This window comes from Kribbella sp. CA-253562, from assembly GCF_050942265.1.
Lineage (GTDB): Bacteria > Actinomycetota > Actinomycetes > Propionibacteriales > Kribbellaceae > Kribbella.
Genome location: NZ_CP192049.1, coordinates 562,793 through 585,268 on the forward strand (window position 1 = coordinate 562,793; position 22,476 = coordinate 585,268).

21 protein-coding genes are annotated in these 22,476 nt (G+C 69.8%); 13 read left to right on the plus strand and 8 right to left on the minus strand.

The window, feature by feature from the left end; genetic code table 11:
- Nucleotides 1-58: 58 nt before the first annotated feature.
- Nucleotides 59-2,281: a bifunctional glycosyltransferase/CDP-glycerol:glycerophosphate glycerophosphotransferase gene (locus tag ACQPXM_RS02765; protein WP_432944385.1), complete on the minus strand. Its 2,223-nt coding sequence runs from the start codon at nucleotides 2,279-2,281 to the stop codon at nucleotides 59-61.
- 25 nt (nucleotides 2,282-2,306) lie between these two features.
- Here ACQPXM_RS02765 and ACQPXM_RS02770 point away from each other — a divergent pair, with 25 nt between their 5' ends.
- Nucleotides 2,307-3,089: a cell filamentation protein Fic gene (locus ACQPXM_RS02770; RefSeq protein WP_432944387.1), complete on the plus strand. Its 783-nt coding sequence runs from the start codon at nucleotides 2,307-2,309 to the stop codon at nucleotides 3,087-3,089.
- Between the two features lie 281 nt (nucleotides 3,090-3,370).
- On the opposite strand, the gene ACQPXM_RS02775 is transcribed toward ACQPXM_RS02770, so the two are convergent.
- Nucleotides 3,371-4,189: an HAD family hydrolase gene (locus tag ACQPXM_RS02775; RefSeq protein ID WP_432944389.1), complete on the minus strand. Its 819-nt coding sequence runs from the start codon at nucleotides 4,187-4,189 to the stop codon at nucleotides 3,371-3,373.
- 488 nt (nucleotides 4,190-4,677) lie between these two features.
- Here ACQPXM_RS02775 and ACQPXM_RS02780 point away from each other — a divergent pair, with 488 nt between their 5' ends.
- Together ACQPXM_RS02780 and ACQPXM_RS02785 are read left to right on the plus strand one after the other, a co-directional pair.
- Nucleotides 4,678-6,375, plus strand: coding sequence for a chitinase (locus ACQPXM_RS02780; RefSeq protein ID WP_432944391.1), 1,698 nt, complete (start codon nucleotides 4,678-4,680; stop codon nucleotides 6,373-6,375).
- On the plus strand, nucleotides 6,375-7,298 hold the full coding sequence (locus tag ACQPXM_RS02785) for a helix-turn-helix domain-containing protein (protein ID WP_432944393.1): 924 nt from the start codon (nucleotides 6,375-6,377) through the stop codon (nucleotides 7,296-7,298). Before ACQPXM_RS02780 ends, ACQPXM_RS02785 begins: the two co-directional genes overlap by 1 nt.
- A 14-nt stretch (nucleotides 7,299-7,312) precedes the next feature.
- Here ACQPXM_RS02785 and ACQPXM_RS02790 read toward each other — a convergent pair whose 3' ends face one another.
- The gene (locus ACQPXM_RS02790) at nucleotides 7,313-7,762 is read right to left on the minus strand and encodes an aminoacyl-tRNA deacylase (RefSeq protein WP_432944395.1); all 450 of its coding nucleotides are present in this window, start codon (nucleotides 7,760-7,762) and stop codon (nucleotides 7,313-7,315) included.
- A gap of 4 nt (nucleotides 7,763-7,766) precedes the next feature.
- Nucleotides 7,767-8,975 carry an MFS transporter gene (locus tag ACQPXM_RS02795; protein ID WP_432944396.1) on the minus strand — a complete coding sequence of 403 codons (1,209 nt, stop codon included), beginning with the start codon at nucleotides 8,973-8,975 and terminating at the stop codon, nucleotides 7,767-7,769.
- Between the two features lie 71 nt (nucleotides 8,976-9,046).
- Here ACQPXM_RS02795 and ACQPXM_RS02800 point away from each other — a divergent pair, with 71 nt between their 5' ends.
- Nucleotides 9,047-9,949, plus strand: a complete 903-nt coding sequence (locus tag ACQPXM_RS02800; RefSeq protein ID WP_432944398.1) for a LysR family transcriptional regulator — start codon at nucleotides 9,047-9,049, stop codon at nucleotides 9,947-9,949.
- On the opposite strand, the gene ACQPXM_RS02805 is transcribed toward ACQPXM_RS02800, so the two are convergent.
- The 3 genes from ACQPXM_RS02805 to ACQPXM_RS02815 form a co-directional block, all read right to left on the minus strand.
- Entirely contained in the window at nucleotides 9,913-10,692 is a 780-nt protein-coding gene (locus ACQPXM_RS02805; protein WP_432944400.1) for an alpha/beta fold hydrolase, read from the minus strand. The two genes, ACQPXM_RS02800 and ACQPXM_RS02805, sit on opposite strands and share 37 nt — an antisense overlap.
- 235 nt (nucleotides 10,693-10,927) lie before the next feature.
- Nucleotides 10,928-12,478 carry a cellulose binding domain-containing protein gene (locus tag ACQPXM_RS02810; RefSeq protein WP_432944402.1) on the minus strand — a complete coding sequence of 517 codons (1,551 nt, stop codon included), beginning with the start codon at nucleotides 12,476-12,478 and terminating at the stop codon, nucleotides 10,928-10,930.
- 8 nt (nucleotides 12,479-12,486) lie between these two features.
- Nucleotides 12,487-14,208, minus strand: a complete 1,722-nt coding sequence (locus ACQPXM_RS02815; RefSeq protein WP_432944404.1) for a glycosyl hydrolase family 18 protein — start codon at nucleotides 14,206-14,208, stop codon at nucleotides 12,487-12,489.
- Nucleotides 14,209-14,432: 224 nt separating this feature from the next.
- On the opposite strand from ACQPXM_RS02815, the gene ssd reads away from it, so the two are divergent.
- From ssd to ACQPXM_RS02835, 4 genes are all read left to right on the plus strand, one after another.
- Nucleotides 14,433-15,599 carry a septum site-determining protein Ssd gene (ssd, locus tag ACQPXM_RS02820; RefSeq protein WP_432944406.1) on the plus strand — a complete coding sequence of 389 codons (1,167 nt, stop codon included), beginning with the start codon at nucleotides 14,433-14,435 and terminating at the stop codon, nucleotides 15,597-15,599.
- 134 nt (nucleotides 15,600-15,733) lie between these two features.
- On the plus strand, nucleotides 15,734-16,894 hold the full coding sequence (locus ACQPXM_RS02825) for a TadA family conjugal transfer-associated ATPase (RefSeq protein ID WP_432944408.1): 1,161 nt from the start codon (nucleotides 15,734-15,736) through the stop codon (nucleotides 16,892-16,894).
- Nucleotides 16,891-17,703, plus strand: coding sequence for a type II secretion system F family protein (locus ACQPXM_RS02830; RefSeq protein WP_432944410.1), 813 nt, complete (start codon nucleotides 16,891-16,893; stop codon nucleotides 17,701-17,703). The genes ACQPXM_RS02825 and ACQPXM_RS02830 overlap by 4 nt, the downstream gene beginning before the upstream one ends.
- 221 nt (nucleotides 17,704-17,924) lie before the next feature.
- Nucleotides 17,925-18,710, plus strand: coding sequence for a type II secretion system F family protein (locus ACQPXM_RS02835; RefSeq protein WP_432944412.1), 786 nt, complete (start codon nucleotides 17,925-17,927; stop codon nucleotides 18,708-18,710).
- A gap of 10 nt (nucleotides 18,711-18,720) precedes the next feature.
- On the opposite strand, the gene ACQPXM_RS02840 is transcribed toward ACQPXM_RS02835, so the two are convergent.
- Nucleotides 18,721-19,779, minus strand: coding sequence for a DUF5937 family protein (locus ACQPXM_RS02840; RefSeq protein WP_432944414.1), 1,059 nt, complete (start codon nucleotides 19,777-19,779; stop codon nucleotides 18,721-18,723).
- Nucleotides 19,780-19,873: 94 nt separating this feature from the next.
- Between ACQPXM_RS02840 and ACQPXM_RS02845 the strand changes: the two genes are divergently transcribed.
- From ACQPXM_RS02845 to ACQPXM_RS02865, 5 genes are all read left to right on the plus strand, one after another.
- Entirely contained in the window at nucleotides 19,874-20,698 is an 825-nt protein-coding gene (locus ACQPXM_RS02845; protein ID WP_432944416.1) for an aldo/keto reductase, read from the plus strand.
- A 102-nt stretch (nucleotides 20,699-20,800) separates the two neighbouring features.
- Nucleotides 20,801-21,004 (plus strand): DUF4244 domain-containing protein, encoded by a 204-nt coding sequence (locus ACQPXM_RS02850; RefSeq protein WP_432944418.1) that lies wholly within the window; start codon nucleotides 20,801-20,803, stop codon nucleotides 21,002-21,004.
- Nucleotides 21,005-21,152: 148 nt separating this feature from the next.
- A complete protein-coding gene (locus tag ACQPXM_RS02855; RefSeq protein WP_432944420.1) occupies nucleotides 21,153-21,488 on the plus strand; it encodes a TadE family type IV pilus minor pilin in 336 nt (111 codons plus the stop codon).
- Nucleotides 21,485-21,859, plus strand: a complete 375-nt coding sequence (locus tag ACQPXM_RS02860) for an Rv3654c family TadE-like protein (protein WP_432944422.1) — start codon at nucleotides 21,485-21,487, stop codon at nucleotides 21,857-21,859. The genes ACQPXM_RS02855 and ACQPXM_RS02860 overlap by 4 nt, the downstream gene beginning before the upstream one ends.
- Nucleotides 21,860-21,863: 4 nt before the next feature.
- The gene (locus ACQPXM_RS02865) at nucleotides 21,864-22,346 is read left to right on the plus strand and encodes a hypothetical protein (RefSeq protein WP_432944423.1); all 483 of its coding nucleotides are present in this window, start codon (nucleotides 21,864-21,866) and stop codon (nucleotides 22,344-22,346) included.
- Nucleotides 22,347-22,476 lie beyond the last annotated feature (130 nt).

Here is a 22,476-nt window from a genome sequence, read left to right on the forward strand (position 1 = left end):
CCAGGCTCGTCGACATGGGGACCATTATGCATGCCGGGGGAGCTGTGCCGCCCCTGCCTTACGGCCGATGTGCCGACGGAGCCGGGTGGCGATCGGCCAGCGGGGTGATCGGCGGCAGCTTCGTCTCACCCAGGAACACCCGGCGGACCACCCGCTCGGCCGCGCGCCCGTCGTCGAACTCGCAGAACCGTTCCCGGAACAATTGGCGGTGCTTGGCCGCCTCCGCCGCCGCGAACCGGCCGGTCTGCAGCGCCGAGAACAGCTCGTCGGCCGAGCGCGCCACCAGCCCCGGCGGGAACTCGGTGATGTCGAAGTAGGTCCCGCGGGTGGTGTCGTAGAAGGCGAGGTCGTCGACCAGCAGCACGATCGGCCGGTCCAGGTTCGCGTAGTCGAAGCTGATCGAGGAGTAGTCCGAGATGAGCACGTCGGCCGCCAGCATCAGGTCCTCGACCCGCGGATGGTCGGACACGTCGACCACCCGGTCGGACCGGGTCTCCGGCGCGCCCTTGGACAGCGAGTAGTGGGTCCGGACCAGCACCCGTCCGTGCTCGCCGGCCGCCGACGCGAGCCGGTCCAGATCGACATGGATCCCGTCGCCGCCCAGATCGATCAGCCCGGACGGCGTGCGCACCGCGTCCTGGGCGTCGCGGAACGTCGGCGCGTACAGCACCACCAGGTGCGAGTCGTCGAACCCGAAACCGGCCCGGATCGCCCGCACCTCGTCCAGCGTCGCGGTCAGCAACCGGTCGTTGCGGGGGAATCCGGTCTCCAGCTCCTCGAAGTACGCCGGGTAGGTGCGCTCCCAGATCTCCGAGGAGTACCGGTTCGAGGAGATGTTGAAGTCCCAGCGGTCGACCTGGCGCATCAGCTCGTCCAGGTCGAGATCCTTCGCGGCCTGCGGGTAGTGCCGCAGGTCGGTGCCCATCGTCTTCAGCGGTGTCCCGTGCTGAGTTTGCAGATGGATCTGGCCTTCCCGCTTCTCCAGCTCCTTCGGCAGGTTCATGTTGCTGACGAAGTACTTGGCCCGGTGCACCAGCTTCTCGTACGCCGGGGAGCCGGCCACGACGTACTCGACGCCCTCCGGGATCGCCTCGACGTGGTCGGCGTCGATCACCCAGACCCCACGCAGCTGCGGGACCAGCTCGGCGGCCTTCTCGTAGATCGCCCGCGGGTTGCAGGCGTACTGCTTGAACCAGTAGGCGCCGTACACGGCCAGGTTCGGGTCCGGCTCGCCACGGTGCAGCAGCTTGCCGACCGTCTTGCGCGGGCTCGGCACGTGCAGCACCTTCGAGCTCAGCTTCAGCGTCGAGTACGTCGCGTAGTCGTCGTGGATCAGCATCCAGCGCTTGAAGCCGCGACTGGTCCGGTCGGCGGCGTACCCCTCAGGTTTCCAGCGCTTGGCGAAGGCGTGCGCGGTGTGGAAGAACTCGGCCCGGTCCTCCGGCGCCAGCCGCTCGGGCTTGGCCAGCACCGCGAGGATGTGGTCCAGCGACCGGTCGAACGCGAACTTGCGCCAGCCGGCCAGCTCGGGATCGGAGGTGATGAACGCGTGCACCCGGTCGTACTGGTCGAAGATGTCGAACTGCCGCCGGGTCCGGGTGGCGTGGATGTTGCCGCCGGTGCGGTGCTGCCGGTAGTGCACGACGACCCGGTCCAAGGTGGCGATCCGCTCGGCGGTGAGCATCGTCGAGTACGTCCAGGGCGCGTCCTCGTAGTAGCCGGCGGTGAAGGCGAAGCCGTGCCGGGTGAGGAAGTCGCGCCGGCAGGCCTTGTTCCAGACCAGCTCCAGGAAGGTGAGGAAAACCGGGCGTTCGGCGGCGGTGAAAACACCGTCGCCGTCGCGGGCGAAGGCGTCGTGCTGCTGGTTGCGGACCACTCGGCCGTCCCAGAAGATCCGCTCGTAGTCGAAGATCAGCAGGTCCGGCCGGCCGGTGGCGTCGATCCGCTCGGCCAGCGCCTGCAGCGAGCCGGGGGTGTAGAGGTCGTCGGCGTCCAGGAAGAGCACGTAGTCGCCGCGGCACAGCTTCAGCCCGGCGTTCCGGGTCGGCCCGAGCCCGATGTCCTCGGTCAGTGAGATCGTCCGCACCCGCGCGTCGGCCGCGGCGTACTCGGCCAGGATCCGGCCGGTCCCGTCGGTGCTGGCACCGTCCACCCCGATCACCTCGAAGTCGGTGAACGACTGACCGAGCACCGAGTCCAGGCACAGCCGCAGCCACGGCCGCACGTTGTGGCACGGAACCACGATGCTGAACCGGGGAGCGGAGTCGGTGCGTGCGGCCATGGGACGCCATCCTAGGGTCTAGGTCATGACGGCTGATGTGTTCGCACCGCTGGCTGCTCTCGAGGGAGTCGGCTCGGCTGCCCGGGCGGCTCGGGACGCGGTGGACGTGCTGCTCCGGGACCGGGGCCTGCGGCGGGTCGGGTCCGACGCGACCGCCGAGGCGCTGCTGCGCGGCGCCCACGCCTCCGCGGTGCTGGCGGGTAGTCGGTCGACCCTGGAGCAGGTACGGCGAGGGGAAGGCGACCCGCTCGCGTCCGGCGCCGTCCGGATGACGGGGGAGTTGATGGGCCTCGCGCCGCAGGCCGGTACGGCGCCGATCCAGGTCTGGACCAGACTGCACCAGTTGGCGGCCGCCGAGCTCGGCCCGGCAGACCAGTTGGGACACCTCCGGACCAGTCGGGAGCCGCTGCCGGACGACATCCCCGGTCTGCCACCCGCGCCGCCCGCGGACGAGATGTGGGAGCGGCTGAGCGGACTCGCCAAGGCGCTGACCGCTCCGACCACCGCGCCGGGACTGGTCGTCGCCGCGATCGTCCACGCCGAGCTGGCCGTGCTGCGCCCGTTCCCGACCGCGAACGGGCTGGTGGCCCGGGCCGCCGAGCGTGTCCTGCTGGTTGCCCGCGGCATCGATCAGGTCGCGGTCACGGTGCCGGAGGTCGGTCACCTCGAACTTGGCGCGTCGTACCCGGGTGCGCTGACGGACTATGCGGTACGCGGAGTGACCGGCGTCCAGAGCTGGCTGCTGCGGGAGTGCGAGGTGATCGCTGTGGCGGCAGAACGTTCACCGCTCAACTTCTCTGCCCAGTAAGGGAATTCGGTGCCGGACGTGCGAACGGCGCTCTCTCGCGAGAGCGCCGTTCCTGGCACGTCATTCCGGTTACCAGGCGTGCACCTTGTCTGCCGCCACAGGATCGAGCCTGGGTCGAGCTGCCCGGTTGGGATGGGCTGGTCGCCGCGTGGGTACCTGACTGCCGTGCGCTTTTACTCGGTGGGACCGAAGTCCCTGTGCTGCTTCCTTTGTACTCCCAGAACCCCTTCAGCGCCAGAGTTTGGGACGCCTTGATCAAGTTGAGAAACTTGCTGTGAGGTTCAGTTTTCGTCGGCCCGGGAGCGCCGGCGGGCGGCGTACAGCAGCGCCCCGGCGGCCAGTCCGGCGCCGATCGCGGTGGCCGCGACGGCTGGTCCGCGGACGCCGCGGAAGCGCCCGGTCCGCTCGGTCAGCGCGACCGGCTTGCTGAAGTCGAGCACCGGCCATCCGCGGGCGATCGCCAGCCGGCGCAGCGCCTTGTCCGGGTTCACCGCGAACGGATGGCCGACCGCCGCCAGCATCGGCTCGTCGGTGATCGAGTCGGAGTAACCGTAGGAAGCCTGCAGGTCATAGCCTTCCGCGGCCGCCAGCGCCTCGATCGCGGTCGCCTTGTGCGGGCCGTAGACGTACTCCTCGATCTCTCCGGTGTACTTGCCGTCAGCAACTACCATTCGGGTGGCGATGACCCGGTCGGCGCCGAGCAGTTCACCGATCGGCTCGACCACCTCGGCGCCGGACGACGAGACGATCACCACGTCCCGGCCGTCCGCGTGGTGCTGTTCGATCAGCGTCACCGCCTCGTCGTACACGATCGGGTCGACGATGTGGTGCAGGGTGTCGGCGACGATCGACTGCACTGTCCGGACGTCCCAGCCTGTGCACATAGCGGACAGGTACTCCCGCATCCGCTCCATCTGATCGTGGTCGGCGCCGCCGAGCAGGTAGACGAACTGGGCGTAGGCGCTGCGCAGCACGGTGCGCCGGTTGATCAGGCCGCCGGCGTAGAACGGCCGGGAGAAGGCCAGGGTGCTGGAGCGGGCGATGATGGTCTTGTCGAGATCGAAGAAGGCGGCCGGGCGCGGGGTCCGCAGGTGCTCCATGCGTCGAGTTTAGGGCGCGATTTTCGGGGCTCCGGCGAAACGCCGAGGGCCCGGCCTTTCGTGTGGCCTGGTCTCCCGTTAGACTGTTGAGCAGTGTGACAGTGACACTGGTCCGGGAGCCCTCACCAAGGGCCCTGGCGCCCGGGGAAGACGCGCTCGGTTGCAACACAACTGAGATGTGTGGACGCCGGTTTCGGGGGGTACATACTCCTCGACAGTGGCAGACTGTCGCCTCCTGATCGGCCCCCGGCTCCTCCCCCCGAGCCCGTGGCCGAAGACGGCCCCCGGTCACCCCCCCCGCCGGGGGCCGTCGCCTTTCCTGACGCAGGTCTCCCCCGATTCCTAGATGCGGTCGGCGGCGAAAATGTTGCCCGGATCGGGCTCTTTGGTGAGAAATCGGTAAGTTCCTCACTTCTGCCGAGCGTGAGAGCGTTCCCACTTTATGCAGGGTCTTGACAATGTAGTTGCGCCGTCACACTTTGTGTCATATGACCCGCTCGCGAAGCCGCCGCCCCCAGGCCGCGATCATCCCCGCCGTCCTTGCCGCCCTCCTCGGCCTGCTGCTGCTGCCCGGCACCAGCTCCGCCGCGACCAATCTCGTCACCAACGGGACCTTCGAAACCGGCTCACTCGCCGGCTGGTCCTGCTCGGCCGGGACCGGAGCCGCCGTCAGCGGTTCGGCCCGGACCGGCACCTACGCCCTCCAGGGCACCCCGACCGCCGGTGACAACGCCCGGTGCAGCCAGACCGTCTCGGTCCGGCCCAGCTCGACCTACACCCTGTCCGCCTGGGTGAAGGGCTCGAACGTCTACCTCGGCTTCGACGGCGGGTCCAGCACGTGGACCACCAGCTCGTCGTGGGCCCAGCTGACCACGACCTTCACGACCGGCGCCAACGCGAGCACCGCCACGATCTACCTGCACGGCTGGTACGGCGTACCGGCGTACCAGGCGGACGACGTGGTGCTCGACGGACCGGGTGGCACCGGGCCGCCGCCGGACACCACCGCGCCGACGACGCCTGGCGGTCTGACCGTGGGCAGCCCGACGTCCAGCTCGCTGCGGCTGAACTGGTCGGCCGCGACGGACGCCTCCGGGATCGACCACTACGAGGTGGTCCGGGGGAGCGAGGCCGCGCAGAACGTGGGCAACGTGACCAGCTGGACGGCCACCGGCCTGGCGCCGAGCACCAGCTACAGCTTCAAGGTCCGGGCCTGCGACCCGTCCGGCAACTGCTCGCCGTACGGCGCCGCTGCTTCCGGTACGACGTCCAGCGGGCCGACCGTGCCGCCGTCGTCACTGCCGAAGCACATCCTCACCGGCTACTGGCAGAACTTCAACAACGGTGCGGCGGTCCAGCGGATCTCCGACGTCCCGGCGGCCTACGACCTGATCGCGGTGGCCTTCGCCGACGCCGACCCGGCTCGTCCCGGCGGCATCACCTTCAACCTCGACAGTGCCGGACTGAACGGCTACACCGTGGCGCAGTTCAAGGCCGACATCGCCGCGAAGAAGGCGACCGGCAAGAAGGTGATCCTGTCGGTCGGTGGTGAGCGCGGCACGATCTCGGTCGGCAGCGCGACGGCCGCGACGAACTTCGCGAACACCGCGCTGTCGGTGCTGCGCGAGTACGGCTTCGACGGGATCGACATCGACCTGGAGAACGGCGTCAACGCGATGTACATGGGCCAGGCGCTGCGCAGCCTGCACAGCCAGTTCGGCGCCGGACTGATCATCGCGATGGCTCCGCAGACGATCGACATGCAGTCCCCGGCGTTCGAGTACTTCAAGCTGGCGCTGGCGATCAAGGACATCCTGACCGTGGTCAACGTGCAGTACTACAACTCCGGCTCGATGAACGGCTGCAACGGCCAGGTCTACTCGCAGGGCTCGGTCGACTTCATCACCGCGCAGGCCTGCATCATGCTGCAGAACGGGCTGCGGCCCGACCAGGTCGGGTTGGGACTGCCGGCCTCCACGCGCGGAGCCGGCAGCGGGTACGTCTCGCCGACGATCGTCAACAACGCGCTGGACTGCCTGACCAAGGGCACCAACTGCGGCAGCTTCAAGCCGAGCACCACCTGGCCGACGCTGCGCGGTGCGATGACCTGGTCGACCAACTGGGACGCGACCAACGGAAACCAGTTCTCCAACCAGGTCGGCGCGCACGTCCACTCGCTGCCCTGATGCACAGCTACCGCCCCGCTCCGGTGCTGGAGGCGCTCGGTGTCTGCTCGGAGGACGAGCAGCTCTACCGGGCGCTTCTGGCCCGGCCGGAAGCCACCACGACGGAGCTGGCCGGCTTGACCTGTTGGCCCACGGCCCGGGTCACCCGCCATCTCCGATCCTTGCTGAGCCTCGGCCTCGCATCCCGTACGCCGGGGCGCCCGGCCCGCTACACCCCAGCCGTGCCCGAGGCGGCGGTCGAGCTGCTGGCGTTGCGCCGGCAGGCCGCGATCGTCGAGGCCCGGCTAGGCGCGTCCGTGCTCACCGCCGAGTTCCGGGCCGCGACCGAGTCCGGGCCGTTCACGGTGATCCGTGGCGCCGAGGCGATCGCGCAGCGCTACCAGCAGGCGCAGCAGGTCGCGCGGACCGAGGTGCTGGTGCTGGGCATGCCCGCCGGGCTACCGCTGGAGTCGCGGCGGAGCACCGGCGTCGAGTACCGCGTCGTCTACGACCTGGGCGCGCTGGTCGATCCGGCTCAAGTGGCTGCGGCGCGGGCGGGCGGTACGTCGTGCCGGATGCTGCGCGACGTGCCGCTGAAGCTGGTCGTGGCGGACCGGCGTACGGGGTTGTTGCAGTCCGGGCCGGACGTGATGGTCGAGCTCGGACCGTCGAGCTTGCTGGACGGGTTGCTGCGGCTGTTCGAGCTGTTGTGGCAGCAGGCGACGCCGCTGGGTTTCGAGCCGTCCGACGGTCCGTTGTCGGCCGACGATCAGCAGCTGCTGGCGCTGGCCGCGGCCGGGCTCACCGATCAGGCGATCGCCCGGCGGCTCGGCGTCGCGCAGCGGACGGTCGAGCGACGGATGCAGCGGATCCTCAAGGCGCTCGACGCGACCACTCGCTTCCAGGCGGGCCTGCGGGCCGGTCAGCGAGGGCTGCTGAACTAGTCGGGGACGTAGGACTAGTCGGTGACGTCGGCCACCGTGGCGTTGACGGCCTTGAGCAGCGCCTCGGCGTCGACGGTCAGGCCGACGCCGTGGTCGCCGCCGCCGATCGAGATCGTCCCGGTGATCCGCTCGTCGGCGACGACCGGCCAGTCGTGCGTGCTGCCGAGCGGGGTGATCGTGCCGCGGACGTAGCCGGTCACCTGGAGCGCGGTGTCCGCGCTGGGCATCGAGATCCGGTTCACCCCGAGCAGGGCCCGCAGTTTGGGCCAGGCGATCTCCCGGTCGCCGGGCACCAGGACGAAGCGGTAGTCGTCGTCGGCCAGCCGCACCACGATCGTCTTGATCAGCTTGGCCGGCTCGATCCCGCGCGCGGCGGCGGCCTCCTCGAGCGAGTTCACCCGGCCGTGCCGGGTCTCCTCGTAGGCCAGTCCCAGGGTGTCGGCCGCTTCGGTTGCTCTGGTCACTCAGCTAGTTTCGCACCCGGTGCCGAAGCATCAGGGCCAGCATCAGCGTGAGCAGGAACAGCGCGCTGGCCTCCGCGGTCACGCCGGGCCAGGCGGCATGTGTCCAGGCAGCACCGGCCAGGCCGCCGAAGACCGACGAGCCCAGGTAGTAGGCGAACAGGTAGAGACTCGCGGCCTGCGCCGTCCCGCCGCCGGTCGCGTGTGCCCGGGCGGCGACCCACCCGCTGGCCACACCGTGCACTGCGAAGAAGCCGGCGGTCATCACGGCGAGCCCCAGGACGATCAGGGCGAGTTGGTGCGTCAGCGTGATCGCCACACCGGCCAGCGTGACCAGACAGCCGATCGGTACGACCAGGTGTCGGCCGTAGCTGTCCGCCAGCCGTCCGGCGGTGGCTGAGGCGGCTGAACCGACCAGATAGACCACGAAGACCAGGCTCGCCAGCCCAGGCCCCAGCTCGTACGGCGCCGCCGCGAACCGGAAGCCGCTCGCGTTGTAGACGGCGACGAACGCACCCATCGCGGTCGCCGCGATCGCGTAGAGCATCAGCAGGGCTGGATCCTTCAGCACCTTGCCTGTCTGGTCCAGCAGGTTGCGCGGGCTGGCGGGCGTCGCGGTGAAGTTCCGGGACTCGGGAAGCAGCGCGATCAGCAGCACCGCGCAGGCCACACCGAGGACGGCGATCCCGCCGAGCGCCGTACGCCATCCGCCCAGGTCGGCGAGGCCCCCGGCGATCAGGCGACCGGTCATGCCGCCGACCGCCGTACCGGCGATGTAGAGGCCGCTGGCTCGGGCGTGGCTGTCTTCGTGGACCTCTTCGCGCAGGTAGGCCATCGCGACGGCGGGGAGTCCGGCCAGTGCGACGCCCTGCATGCCGCGGAGCGCGAGCAGGGTCGGCCAGTTCGGAGCGAACGCGCACAGGACCGCGATGGCCGCGGCGGCGACGACCGACCAGCGCATCAGCCTAGTCCGGCCGAACACCTCCGACGCGGGGCCGGCGATCAGGAGGGCGACGCCCAGGCCGAGTGTGGCCAACGACACGCTGAACGCGCTCTGGCCGGCCGAGACGTCGAAGGCTGTCGCCAACTCGGGCAGCAGGGGCTGGGTGCTGTAGAGCATCGCGAAAGTGGCCAGACCGGCGGCGAACAGAGCGACGGAGAGCCTGCGGTACCCGGCACTGCCCGGGCGATGGCCCGTCACCGTCGAGGTCTGCACGCTGTCGACGGTGCCAGAGGTTCTGGCATACGTAAAATGTCTGTCTCGGCGGTAATCGATACGATCTGTGCATGCATGTGGATGATCTGCGCTGGTTCGTGGTGCTGGGCGAGGCGGAGCACCTGACCGCGGCCGCGGCGGCCTTGGGTACGAGTCAGCCGAATCTGTCGCGCTCGCTGCGCCGGGTCGAGGCGGCGTTCGGGGTCCCGCTGTTCGAGCGCGAGCACCGGGGGCTGCGGCTCAACCCGTACGGCCGGATCGTGCTGGAAGCAGCCCGGGCCGGTACGGCGGCGGTCGACGCGGCGCGGCAGCGGATCGACGCACTGGTCGATCCCGAGTCGGGAACCGTGCGGCTGGCGTTCCTGCACTCGGTCGCGACGGGCGTCGTACCGGACCTGCTGACGGCGTTCCGCGCGGTCGCTCCGGCGATCCGGTTCGCGCTGCGCGAGCAGGCGTCGCACGACATCGTGCACGACCTCGAGTCGGGGGACTCCGAGTTGGCCATCACCGGGCCACGGCCGGATGCTTCGCGCTTCGGCTGGCATCTGCTCCAGCGTCAGCGGCTGTGCCTGTACGTGCCGCCCGGACATGCGTTCGCCGGGCGGCAGCGGATCAATCTGGCCGAGGCGGCGGCCGAGCCGTTCATCGGTCTACGGCCGGACTTCGGGTTCCGCAGGCTCACCGACGAGCTGTGTCAGGCCGCCGGGTTCACCCCGTCGGTGGCGTTCGAGTCGACCGACCTCACCACCATTGACCGGCTGGTCGGTGCGGGCCTCGGCGTCGCCGTTCTGCCCGGGGGAGCGGTCCGCGGGACGGAGAGTGGAGCGACGCCGGTGCCGTTGGCCGGCGTACGGGCTCGTCGGGACATCGGGCTCAGCTGGCGACTGCACGGGACGCTGTCACCGGCAGCTGAGCGGTTCCGGTCGTTCGTCGAGGCTCAGCCGGCCAGCAACTTCGCCAGCTCGCCCGGGTGAGCCAGATGCGGGAAGTGCCCACTCCCGGGGAGCACGGTGATCCGCGCGTTCGGCCGATGCGTCTCGAGCCACTGCCGGTACGCCGGCCTCGGCTCGTCGCTCGTGACGTAGTCGTACGGCACCTGGATCGCCTGCAGGTCCGCCTCGCGCGCGGCCCGGAGCACGTCGGCCGGAGTCTCCATCACCTCACGCCAGTAGCCGAGCAGAATCTCCTGGCTGGGCCGGGTGGACGCATGGACCAGCGTCTGCGCCTCCTGCGGAAGTTGGTCGATGTGCATCCCCGCGAGCATGGTCTCCCACACCTCGCCGTACGCCGGGCTGCGCAGCGTCGGCTCCAGCTTGGCCAGCACGTCCTTGAAGGGGCCGACCACGAGCGGCTGGTCGATGTTGACCACACCACTCGTCCGGTACTTGGCGGCGTAGATCGTCGCGAGCACTCCGCTGATCGAGTGGCCGACCAGCAGCGGAGCAGAGAGCCCGGCCTCGACGACCGCCTGGTGCAGGACGTCGGCGACGTCGCCTAGGTCGTACGACGAGCGTCCGGGGGAGTCCAGATGACCCGGCAGGTCGAAGGCGACGGTCCGGCGGCCAGGGTCGAGCACTGCGAGCTCCTTGAGCAGCGGACCCCATTGGCGCCGGTCGAAACCGAGCCCGTGCAGTAGTACCAGCGGCGACCGTTGGTCCGTCGTACCGGTGCTGTCAGCGGCCAGCTCGCCGTAGTACCGCAGGTGGATCTGTGTCATGTCAGCCAGCGTAGCCACGGCGAGCCAGCGGCCGGGGTTCCGAAAAGGCAGATTCTCGCCTCGCAGGAAGCTGCAAGACCGTTGCCGCCGGTAACGGGTGCTGTGAGGCTGGCGAGGTGGTTCACCCGAGCACGGCCGGGCTCGCGGTCTCCCCAGATCAGGCCCGGCCGGAACCGCCGCACCGGGGCCGAAGAGTGCCTCTCTCCTGCCCCGGTGCGGAACGGTCTGCTCGGACTCAGAACCCGGCGGTGATCCGGGTGAACTCCCAGTCCGGCTGACCGATGCCGCTGCAGTGCGCGACGACTCCGCCGCCGGCACAACCGCGGTCCCGGTTGACCGACCAGAACGCCAGCCGGGCCAGACCGTTGCTCTTGGCCCAGTTCGTGATGGTCTGCCAGGTCTGGGTGGTGGTCAGCTCCTGCTGGTCGGACAGGCCGTTCATACCCGAGATGCCCTGGTGGGCGTAGGCCTGCGCGGTGGTCCAGCCGAAGACGGCCTTGAGCTTGTTGTTCAGGCCGACGGAGGCGTTCACGGTGTCGTTGGCGATGTTGCTGCTGCCGAAGTCGAACGGCATCAGCGTGAAGACGTCGATGTTCGCGCCGAGCGCCGCGGCCCGCTCGATCAGCCGGTTGCCGTAGTAGTTCGGGCCGCTGGTCGAGGTACCGAAGGTCAGGATCGTCTGGATGCCTGGATTGTTCTGCTTGACGATCTTCAGCGCGGTCAGGATCCGGTCCTGCACGACCTCGTTCTCGAACTCGTCGCTGTTCTCGATGTCGACGTCGATCGCCTTCAGGTTGTAGGCGTTGATCACCTGCTGGTAGGCGCCGGCCAGGGCTTCCGGCGTACTGCAGTTCGGGCCGAGCTTGTTGCCGCTCCAGCCGCCGATCGACGGCACGATGTCACCGCCGGCCGCGCGGATCTGGGCGATCGCCGTGGCGTCGGCACTACCCTGCAGCGGGCGGGCGCCGTCCCAGGCGGGGTTGCAGCCGCCGGACGACAGGATGAAGGCCATCGTGAACCACTTGACCCCGGTGGCGTTCATGACCGTGGTCGGGCTCGGCGGGCTGCCCCAGCCCATGTAGAGGTACGGCGCTGCCCGGCGGGCCGGGTTCTCGTTGCCGCCGCCTGTGGTGGTCTTGACCGAGAGAGTGCCGCTCTTGGCGCCTTCGCCGACGCTGTTGGACGCGCTGACCTGGTAGCTGTAGGTCGTGTTCGCCGTCAGGCCGGAGTCCGTGTACGACGTACCGGTCGGGCTGCCGACCTTCGTGCCGTTGCGGTAGACGTTGTAGCTCGTGGCGTTGGCGGCCGCGGACCAGGAGAGGCTGATCGAGGTTGCGGCCGGCGTACCGGTCAGTCCTGATGGCGCACCGGGCACTGTGCCGCCGCCACCGCCGCTGCACGATCCGCCGTTGAGCCGGCAGGCCGCCAGGCCCGGGAAGTTGCCCGGGCTACCGTTGAAGCCGAAAGTGACGCTGGCTCCGGGAGCGAGTGGCCCGGCCCAGCTGGGCGGAGTGAATGTGTGGGTCTGACCGCTGCTGGACCGCGTGGCGTCCCAGGAGCTGCTGACCGAGTAGCCGGACGGGAAGTCGAGGGCGATCGACCAGGTGCTGAGCGGGCTGCCGGTGCCGTTGGTGACGGTCACCTTCCCTTCGAAGCCGCTGCCCCAGTCCGACACCTTGGTGAAGGCCGCGGTGACCGGTGCGGCCTGGGCCGCCGGAGCGACCAGGAAGGAGACGACGAGTGCTGCCGCGGCGGCCAGTGCCACCGAAAGACGTTTGGGTTTCATGATGCTCCTCAGACCTTTCCCCACAGGGCGGGGACGTTGGGCGGTTCCCAGCCGGCCAGGGCGGTGTGGCCCTGGATGCAGCGGTAGGTGACGCCGTTGTACGAGACCAGCGCGCCGGTGGCGTACGCCGTACCCGGAGCCCAGGGGGTCGCGGTCGGAGGCGTCGGGGTTGGCGTGGGGGTGGGAGTCGGCGTCGGGGTGGGCGTCGGCGTCGGCGTGGGAGTTGGCGTGGGCGTCGGGGTCGGGGTGGGCGTCGGGTTCGGGCCGCTGCAGCCGGGGGTACTCGCGTTGACCGCGTCGACCACCGCGTTGAACAACGTCACGCCCGGGTCGAGCGCCTCCATCGAGTACATCATCGCGCCGGCCAGCCCGTTGCAGTGCTGGTAATCGGCCTTCGCCTTGATCGACCGGGCGTTGTCACCGGTCCAGAAGGTGCCGTTGCGATAGAACCACGACGCCTTCGTGGCCTCGTCGAAGAAGCTGTACGCCGGGTTGTCGACGAAGCCGACGAGCTCCTTGTAGAACGAGACGCCCGGCACGTTACCGCTGGCCGCGTTGCCGTCGGCCGGACCGGTGGCGGGCTGGTACTTGCCGTTCGCCGTGGCCGGAACTCCCTTCCATCCCCTGTAATAGAAGGGATAACCGATCGTCAGCTTGTTCGCCGGGAAGCCGCCCGGGATGCCGTAGGCCGGGTCGCCGGTGGTCCAGGCCTTCACCGCGCCGTCGATCGAGTACTTGGCGGTGCCCGGCGGGATCGGCGTACTGGGGTCGTCCGGTGCCGGGTAGAGCGGGTCCTGGAAGTTGGTCGGCCCGGTGGCGTCCCAGCCGCCGTGCATGTCGTACGTCATCACGTTGTTGTAGTCGAGGTACTGACCGATCTTGTTCGTCTCGATCGTGGCGATCTTGTCCTGGCCGGCCGGAGTGGCGGCGGTCAGCCACATCTTCCGTCCAACACTGTTGCCATAGGCATCGAGCTGCGCACGGAGCTCGGCCAGCAGCAGGGTGAAGTTCTGCTTGTCGGCCGGGCTGTGGTGGTTGCCGACGTGGCCGTTCGGCGACCCGGGGTACTCCCAGTCGATGTCGATGCCGTCGAAGATCCCGGCCGCGCTGCCCGGGCCGCCGAAGCCGTCGACCACCGGCAGGTTGCCCTTCAGGAACATGTCCACGCAGGAGCTGACGAAGGCCTTGCGCTTGGCGTCGGTGGAGGCAGCGTCGGAGAAGTACTTGGAGTACGTCCAGCCGCCGATCGAGATCAGGATCTTCAGGTTGGGGTAGCGCGCCTTCAGCTTCTTCAGCTGGTTGAAGTTGCCCTGGATCGGCTGGTTCCAGACGTCGCCGACGCCGTCCACGCTGATGTCGGCGCCGTAGGACTTGCCGTAGTCGGCGAACGCGTCCCCCGCGCCGTCACCGGCGTTCGGGTCGTTCTCGTTCTGCGAGGCGGCCTTGTTCGCCATGAAGCAGGTGTGGCTGGTCGGGTGGATGTTGGCGAACGCGTAGTTGACGAAGTCCAGTTTCGCGGCGGCGCCGGTGGTGGCCAGGTTCTTGGGGTAGAACGCGTTCGCGTAGATCCCCCACTGGGCGAAGTACGCCGTCTTCACGCCCCCGCTGGTGGCCTGCGGTGCGGCGGGGGCGGCGGGTGGTAACGCGGTGGCGACCGAGATCCCGGCGGCGGCGATCAGGGCGGTGGCGGCGACTGTCGCCGTGGTGGCGAGTATTCGCAGTCGACTCATGGGCGGTCCTCCGGAGCTGAGGCAGTGCACGGGTGTCCAGCGGGAAGCGGTCTGGGGACGATTAGTTAAAGACGCTTCGAAAGGAACGGTAACTCCTGCCGGCCCGCCGGTCTCCGGCTCGTGCTGGCGGATAGCCGCTGCTGACGGAAACCCGCCAGACCCCTTTGTCCACAGCGATTCCGGTTGCCTGCGGCGCGACCACAGTTTCCCGGCACCTTGTAGGCATGGAGACCTCACTGCCGCCGGCGCCGGTCCTGCTGGCCACCGCCGACGAGATGCTGCTCGACGATCTGCTCCGCCTGGCCGCCGCGGCCGAGGTGGCCCCACAGGTCGAAAAAGACCTGCTCGGCCTCCGTCGCCACTGGCAGACCGCCGCCTTGGTGGTGGTAGGCCAAGACCTCGTCGATCCCTTCGCCCGCACCCAACCAGTACGCCGCCCGGGCGTCATCGTGGCGGGTTCGGAGACGGCCTTCTCGGGGCCGCGTGACCGCTCGCCTCTATCGCCCTCAACGACTTCACCGGACCAGCGCGACCGCTCAATTGTCCCGACCCTCGACGACGGCACCATCTTCCGCCGAGCCCTGACAATCGGTGCCGAAGGCGTCTATCTCCTCCCAGGCGACGAAGCCGCACTGGGTGACCGCCTGGCCGACACCTTGGACGGGGGAGTGCGAGCAGCGGCGACATTCGCGTTCGTCGGCGGCTGCGGCGGCGCCGGCGCGACCACCCTGGCCGCGGCCGTCGCCGTGACCGCAAGCCGTCGCGGAGTCCGCACGATGCTGATCGACGGCGACCCCCTCGGCGGTGGCATCGACCTCGCCTTGGGCAGCGAGACGGGCAGCGGTGCGCGCTGGCCGGACCTCCTCAACGCCGCCGGCCGAGTCAGTGCCGCCGCCCTCCGCGCCGCCCTGCCCACCGTCGACGGCCTTGCCGTCCTGTCCTGGGACCGCTCCGACGTCACCACGCTTCCGCCAGAAGCGATGCGATCCGTCCTCGGCGCAGCCCAACGCAGCAGCGACCTGGTCGTGGTCGACCTCCCACGCCGAGCCGACCCCGCCGCGGAGGAGGCGTTCGTCCGCTCGACCGCCACGTTCCTGGTCGTCCCCCGCGACGTCCGTTCCTGCGCCGCGGCAGCCCGCCTGGTCAGACCGCTCCGCGAAGTCGCCACCGACCTCCGCGTGGTCGCCCGCGAACCCGGCCTGGGCGGACTCTCCGCCGTGGACGTCGCCCACCACCTGTCGTTGCCCTTGGCCGCCAAACTCCGCTTCGACCGCGAACTCCCCGCCCTGATGGACCAAGGCCGCTTCGACCCCCGCCCCCGCGGCGTCCTGGGCCGCACAGCAGGCGAACTACTCGACCTCTTCGGCCTCTACGGACTCCTCGCGGCATGACCCCGTCGACCCACTCCGGTCGCCACCGATCGCCCGCCCCATGACCCCGTCGACCCGCTCCGGTCGCCACCGATCACCCGCCCCATGACCATCTCGACCGACCCCCGCGACGCTTCCGAAGGGCTGCCTCCAGCATGACCGTCTCGACAGAGTTGCTCGACCGCGTCCGCGGCACCCTCGCCGCACAAGGCGCCGAGCCGACGCCGGCCCGCGTCGCGGCAGCCCTCCGCGCCGACGGCAGTGTCTTCGGCGACTCCACCGTGCTCGAAGTCGTCGAAGCCCTCCGCCGCGAAGCGATCGGCGCCGGACCCCTCGACCGCCTGCTCACCGAACCCGGGATCACCGACGTCCTGGTCAACGGCCCCAACGAGGTCTACGTCGACCGCGGAACCGGCCTCGAACGCATCCATCTCCGCACCGGCGACGAAGCTTCCGTCCGCCGCCTCGCCACCCGCCTGGCCGCCGCGGCAGGCCGCCGCCTCGACGACTCCACGCCGTACGTCGACGTCCGGCTCCCCGACGGCACCCGCTTCCACGCCGTACTGGCCCCGATCGCTTCCCCTGGCACCTGCCTGTCCCTCCGCGTCCCCTCCCGCAAAGTCCTCCGCCTCGAGGACCTCGTCGCCGCCGGCTCTCTTCCGCCAACGGGGATCGCCGTCTTCCGCGACCTGCTCGACGCCCGCCTGGCGTTCCTGATCAGCGGAGGCACCGGCACCGGGAAGACAACCTTGCTCAACTCGTTGCTGTCCTCCACCGCCAGCACGGAACGCCTCGTCATCGTCGAAGACGCCAGCGAGCTACGCCCCGACCATCCGCACGTCATCCGCCTGGAGTCCCGCCCACCCAACGTCGAAGGCTCCGGCGAAATCACCCTGCGAGACCTGGTCCGCCAAGCCCTCCGCATGCGCCCTGATCGACTAGTCGTCGGCGAGGTGCGAGGCGCCGAAGTCATCGACCTCCTCAACGCGCTCAACACCGGCCACGAAGGCGGCTGCGGCACGGTCCACGCGAACTCCGCCGCCGACGTCCCCGCCCGCCTGGAGGCCCTCGGTGCCCTGGCCGGCCTGACCCCGCAAGCGGTCCACAGCCAAGTCTCCTCAGCCCTCCACGCCGTCATCCACCTCACCAGAGACCGCACCGGCCTCCGCCGCATCGCGGAGATCCGAGTGATCGCCCGCGCCCCCAACGGTTCCGTCACCACTCACCCCGCCGTCCACTTCACCCGCCAAGGCACCGTCGAACTCGACACCGGCGCCCCTCAGCTCACCCACCTCCTCTCAGGCGCCGCAGCATGAACCACGCCCTCCTCTCCGCCGCGCTCACCCTGCTCGCCGTCCTCACCGTCTTCCCCCGCCGAGGCCGCGCCCTGCACCGCCTCACCACGCCGGCCCGCGGCTCCACCAGCGCCGCCCACCTCGCCCGATCAGCCCGCCGCAGACTCGTCCCACTCGCCCTCGCCACGATCGTTGCCCTAGGCATCGGCCTCTCCCTCGGCCCGCCCGCAGTCGTGACCACGGTCGCCGTGGCCACGATCCTCACCGTCGTCCTCACCCAACGCGCCAAATCACGCCATCAGACCCAGACCACCCGAAAGCGATCCCAGATCATCGAGGCCTGCGACATCCTTGCCGCCGACCTCACCGCCGGTCGCCCACCCCAGGAAGCCCTCGAAGGCGCAGCCGAGGCCTGCCCCGACCTCCGCCCCGCAGCCGCCGCCGCCCGCCTCGGCGGCGATGTCCCCGCCGTCCTCCACCTGGCCGCCGAAACCCCCGGCGCAGAGCCCCTCAAACCCCTGGCCGCCGCCTGGCAGGTCGCCGACCACTCCGGCGCCGCCCTGGCCACCATCATCGACCGCCTCACCACGTCCCTGCGCGCCGAAGAAGCCCTCCACCGCCAAATCACCACCAACCTCGCCGGCGCGCGAACCACAGCCCGCCTCCTCACCGCCCTCCCCCTCTTCGGCACCCTCCTCGGCTACGCCCTCGGCGCCGACCCCCTCACCTTCCTCACCAGCACCCTCCCCGGCGCCGCCTGCCTAACCGCAGGCCTAGCCCTCTCCCTAACCGGCCTCCACTGGACCAACCACCTCGCCAAATCCCCATAACCACAAGGCCCGTCTATACGGCACGTCCTTTCCGCTCCGCCCCGCCCCGCGTCAGATCCCTCCGATCCGCTCCGGTCATCCAGCGGCAGATCCTTCCCGTCCGCTCCGCTCATCCCGCGGCACATCCCTCCCACCCACGCACTGACCTCCGGCCGCCGCGACCTCAGCCCACGCCAACCGTGTCCGGCCGCATAACCACCTAGCTCCACCCCGGGAGTCACATGTTCACCACCGCCACGCCCTCACCGACGATGGCCGCCATCTGCGCAGCCATCGCCGCAGCCCTCCTCACCCGCGGCCGCCGCGGTCCCCGCCGCCTCCGGCAGCACCCGACACACACTCACTCGCCCTACCGCCGCCTGACCAACCGCCTGAAACCCCGCCCAGTCCCCACCCGCACCCGCCGCCTCCACCGCCTAGCCGCAACCCTCGCCGCAGCCGCCTGCCTTCTCCTCTTCCCCATCCCCTGGAGCGCAGCCCCCGCCCTCGCGATCTACCTCGCCACCCCGATCCTCCTCAGCCGACTCGAACCCGCCGCCACCCGCAAACGCAACGCATGCCTCGCCGCCGACCTCCCGCTGGCCGTCGACCTCCTAGCTGCCTGCCTACGAGCCGGCCGTCCACCCCAAGCCGCCATCGCCACCGTCGGCCAAGCCATCGACGGCCCCCTCGCCGCCCTCTTCGCCGAACTCGAACACCGCCTCGACCTCGGCACCGACCCCATCGACGCCTGGTCCGTCCTCCGCGCAGAACCCACCTGCGCCCCCTTCGCCCGAGCGGTCCAACGAGCCCTCCGCTCCGGCGCCCCACTGGCGAAGACCCTCGAGTCCCAATCCACCGACCTCCGCCAGTCCCGCCGCTGGACCGCCGAAGAACAGTCCCGAGCCGTCGAAACCCGCTCGGTCCTCCCGCTAGGCCTTTGCTTCCTCCCCGCTTTCGTCCTGCTCGGCGTCGTCCCCACGATCGCCACCACGTTCACCAACGTCTTCACCGACCTGAGCCCATAACCCCACTCAGCTACCCGCCCTCGCCGGCGCCCAGCAACGCCTCCGCCACACTCGTCCGCGCGTACAAGACCAACCGCCCCACCCGATGCCCCGTCACCAACCCGGCAGACCGCAGCGCACCGAGATGCTGCGACACCCCACCCGCCGTCAGCCCGACCCGCCCCGCCAGTTCCGTCGTCGACCGAGGAACGTCCAGCTGCACAAGCACCTCCGCCCGAGACCGCCCGAGCACACCGACGACCCCAGCCGGCGCACGCCGTACCGACTCGTCCCAGATCGCCGCGACTCCACGCGCCGGGTAGGTCAACGACGGTTGCCACGGCGGGATCGTGGTCGAGTAAACCGTCGGCCACACGAACGCCGACGGCGTCAGCAGTAGCCCCTCACCAGCCAGTTCCCGTACGCCGTGGAACCGCCGGTGCCTGATCCGCAACGCGCCCTGCCTCCACCGCACCGCCGAGTCCAGATCCTCGAACAATCCGGCCGGTCCGCCCTGTCCCAACCGCCGCGCGCGATACAGCAGATCTCCCTCGAGCAGCGCCCGGATCCGCCCCCAGTACGGCGCGATCGCCACGTCCCAGTACGCCTGCACCTGCTCGGCCAATTGCTCGATCCCGGCTTCGGGTTCGGCGTACAGCGAACGCACCGCGTCCGACGGCAGCTCCGCCGCCCGTGCCCGCGGCAATCTCCGTGGCAGTGCAGCGTCGGCCAGCGACCCGACCGGGTGCGTCCGCGCATACGCGACGACATCGAGGTCCGCCCGAACCTCCTCCACCGCCACCCGCGACAACGTCCCGAGGTCAGCCGCCAGATCCGGCACCGGAGCCGCCGGCGAAGGAGTGAGGAAGTCCGGGGTGTACCAACTCGCCGGATCGACCAGATCGAAGAGCAGCCCCAGCTCGAGCCGCTCGCGTGCGATCCGCGCCGTGGTTTCCCTCGCCCACCGCCGATGGAAGTGCTGTGCGCGCGGAGTCTTCAGCAGTCGCACGCTCGCGACCACTTCCCACAACGGCGACACCGCCAAGCGGGTCCGCGCCAAATCCTCGACGGTGAAGGTGATCGTCAGCATGCGTGTCCCTCGATTCAGCCCTGCCTAAATCATTTCGGCATCGCGCCATCGCCACCGCACCCTGAAACGACCACAGCATGGGAGGACCCTTCAGATGACCACTCCGACCACTCGCGTCGGCGATCTCACCGTCCGGCGTCTCGGCTTCGGTGCGATGCGACTCACCGGCTACCGTCCCGCCGCGGACCGCAGTGCGGCGATCCGCGTCGCCCGCCGGGCCGTCGAGCTCGGCATCGATTTCATCGACACCGCCGACGCGTACGGCCTCGGCGCCAACGAGGAACTGCTCGCCGAAGCCCTGCACCCGTACGCCGACGGGCTGGTGATCGCCACCAAGATCGGCCACACCCGCCCGTCGCCGGGGGAGTGGACGCCCGTCGGCCGTCCCGAGTACCTCCGCCAGGCGGCCGAACTGTCACTCCGCCGCCTGCGCGTAGACCGTCTCGACCTGCTGCAGCTCCATCGCATCGATCCGTCGGTGCCACTGGAGGATCAACTGGGTGCCCTCGCGCAGCTCCAGGCCGAAGGAAAGGTCCGCCACATCGGCCTCTCCGAGGTCACCGTCGACCAACTGAGAACAGCCCGTCGTCACATCGACGTCGTCAGCGTCCAGAACCGTTACAACCTGACGGATCGCACGCATGACGACGTCCTCAAGTACTGCGAAGCCGAGGGAATCGCCTTCATTCCTTGGCTTCCCATCGCAGGCGGCGCCCATCCCTCGCAGCTCCTCGGCGAGGTCGCGGCCGAAGCCGGCGCCACCCCGGCACAACTCTCGCTGGCCTGGCTCCTTCACCGCTCACCCGTGATCCTTCCGATCCCCGGCACGAGTTCCGAGGCCCACCTGGTCGAGAACACCCAGGCCGCTGATCTGCGCCTGACCGACGTGCAACTCGCCCGTCTCGATGCCCTTGGCTGAGTTGTCCCCAGCCCGAAAACTCCTTCTGTACAAGGCTTCCGGCCACGGCATCTTGTCAGTAAGCCGTCCGGACAGTCCGGTCGCAGATCAGGAGAACCCCTCATGTCCCATCAGCTTGCCGTCCTCCGCCGCCGACGCTCCGAGCGCGGCGCGACCACCGCCGAGTACGCCGTCGGCATGGTCGCCGCCTGCGGCTTCGGCGGCATCCTGATCACCTTGCTGAAGTCCGACGCGATGATGTCGGTGCTCAAGGCAATCATCAACTGGGCTTTGCAGTCCGCCGGCGTCGAAGGCGTCCAGGTCTGACGCGCACCGGCCCGGACCGCGAGGTCCGGGCCGGCTCGCCCACCCCGAGCCCATGAACCCACCCCACCGACGTATCGGTCCCTTGCCCCGTTCCCGCCGACGCACCGGTCCCTTGGCCCGCTCCCGCCGACCTACCGAACACGGCACCGTGACCGCCGAGCTGGCCCTGCTCTTCCCCGTCCTGATGGCCACGATCGTCGCCGGAGTGTGGGCCGTCGGCCTCGTCATCACCAACATCCGCTGCATCGACGCCGCCCGCGATGTGGCCCGCGCCGTCGCCCGAGGAGAAACCGAGGACACAGCCCGAACCATCGGCCGCCGAGCCGCCCCGAAGGACGCCACCATCGACATCCTCACCACCAACGGCGAGGTCCAGGTGACCGTCAAAGCCGACCGCGACCTCGACTGGCCGCTCTTCGCCGCGCTGCCCACCATCCCGCTTACAGCCCAAGCCACCCTTCAGACCGAACCAGGCCAGCAATGACCAAACCCTCCAACGAGCAAGGTGGTGCAACGCTCCTGGTCCTGTGGACCGCCCTGCTCCTACTCGCCGCCGGAACTCTCGCAACCTTCTGGTCAGCGATCTCACTGGCCACGCACCGAGCCAACGCCGCCGCGGACCTCACCGCGTTGAGCACCGCCCAGGCGATCCAGTCCGGTTCTCAAGACCCCTGCGCGATCGGCCGACATGTAGCGACCGCCAACCGGGCCGCGTTGACGACCTGCACCCTCACCCACGAGACAGCCACCGTCAAAGTCGCCGTCCAGTTGGACCTGGGAGTCCTTGGCGCCCCCACGCTGACCACCACAGCCCGAGCAGGTCCCACCGACGAGCCCACCGAGGGAGCAAACTGATCAGGTGACGACCCCGGACCCCACCACCCCCGTCTTCCAACCCCCGGTCTTCGATACAGCCCAGCCGTCCGGCTCCCCGGACTCGTCCGGCTCCCGCCCCCTCCTGGTCGTCGACGCAGCAAACGTCATCGGCTCCCGCCCCGACGGCTGGTGGAAGGACCGAGCCGGCGCAGCCCGACGCCTCCTCACCAGCCTGGCCGAGTACCACCAAGGCCCAGGCGCCGACACCGACATCACCGTCATCCTCGAAGGAGCAGCCCGCCCCGCCGCAGACGCCGCCACCCCCACGCCCAACTTCCAGGTCGTCCAGGCCCCACGCTCCGGCGACGACGCGATCGTCGAAGCCGTAACCGCCGCGTTCGCCGAAACCCCCACCCGCGAAATCACCGTAGTAACCGCCGACCGAGGCCTCCGAGCCCGAGTAGAACCCCTAGGAGCCGCCACCACCGGCCCCAACTGGCTCCATTCCCGCCTCGGCGATGAATGACGAGTCGGACCGGGAATCGACAAGCGGAGATCGAGCTTCGGTGGGCCCGTGGACCCCGACGGGCGGAGAGGCGGAGCGACGGGAGTTCTATGCCGTGCAACCCCGTCGCCCGGCTCATGACGCGATCGCA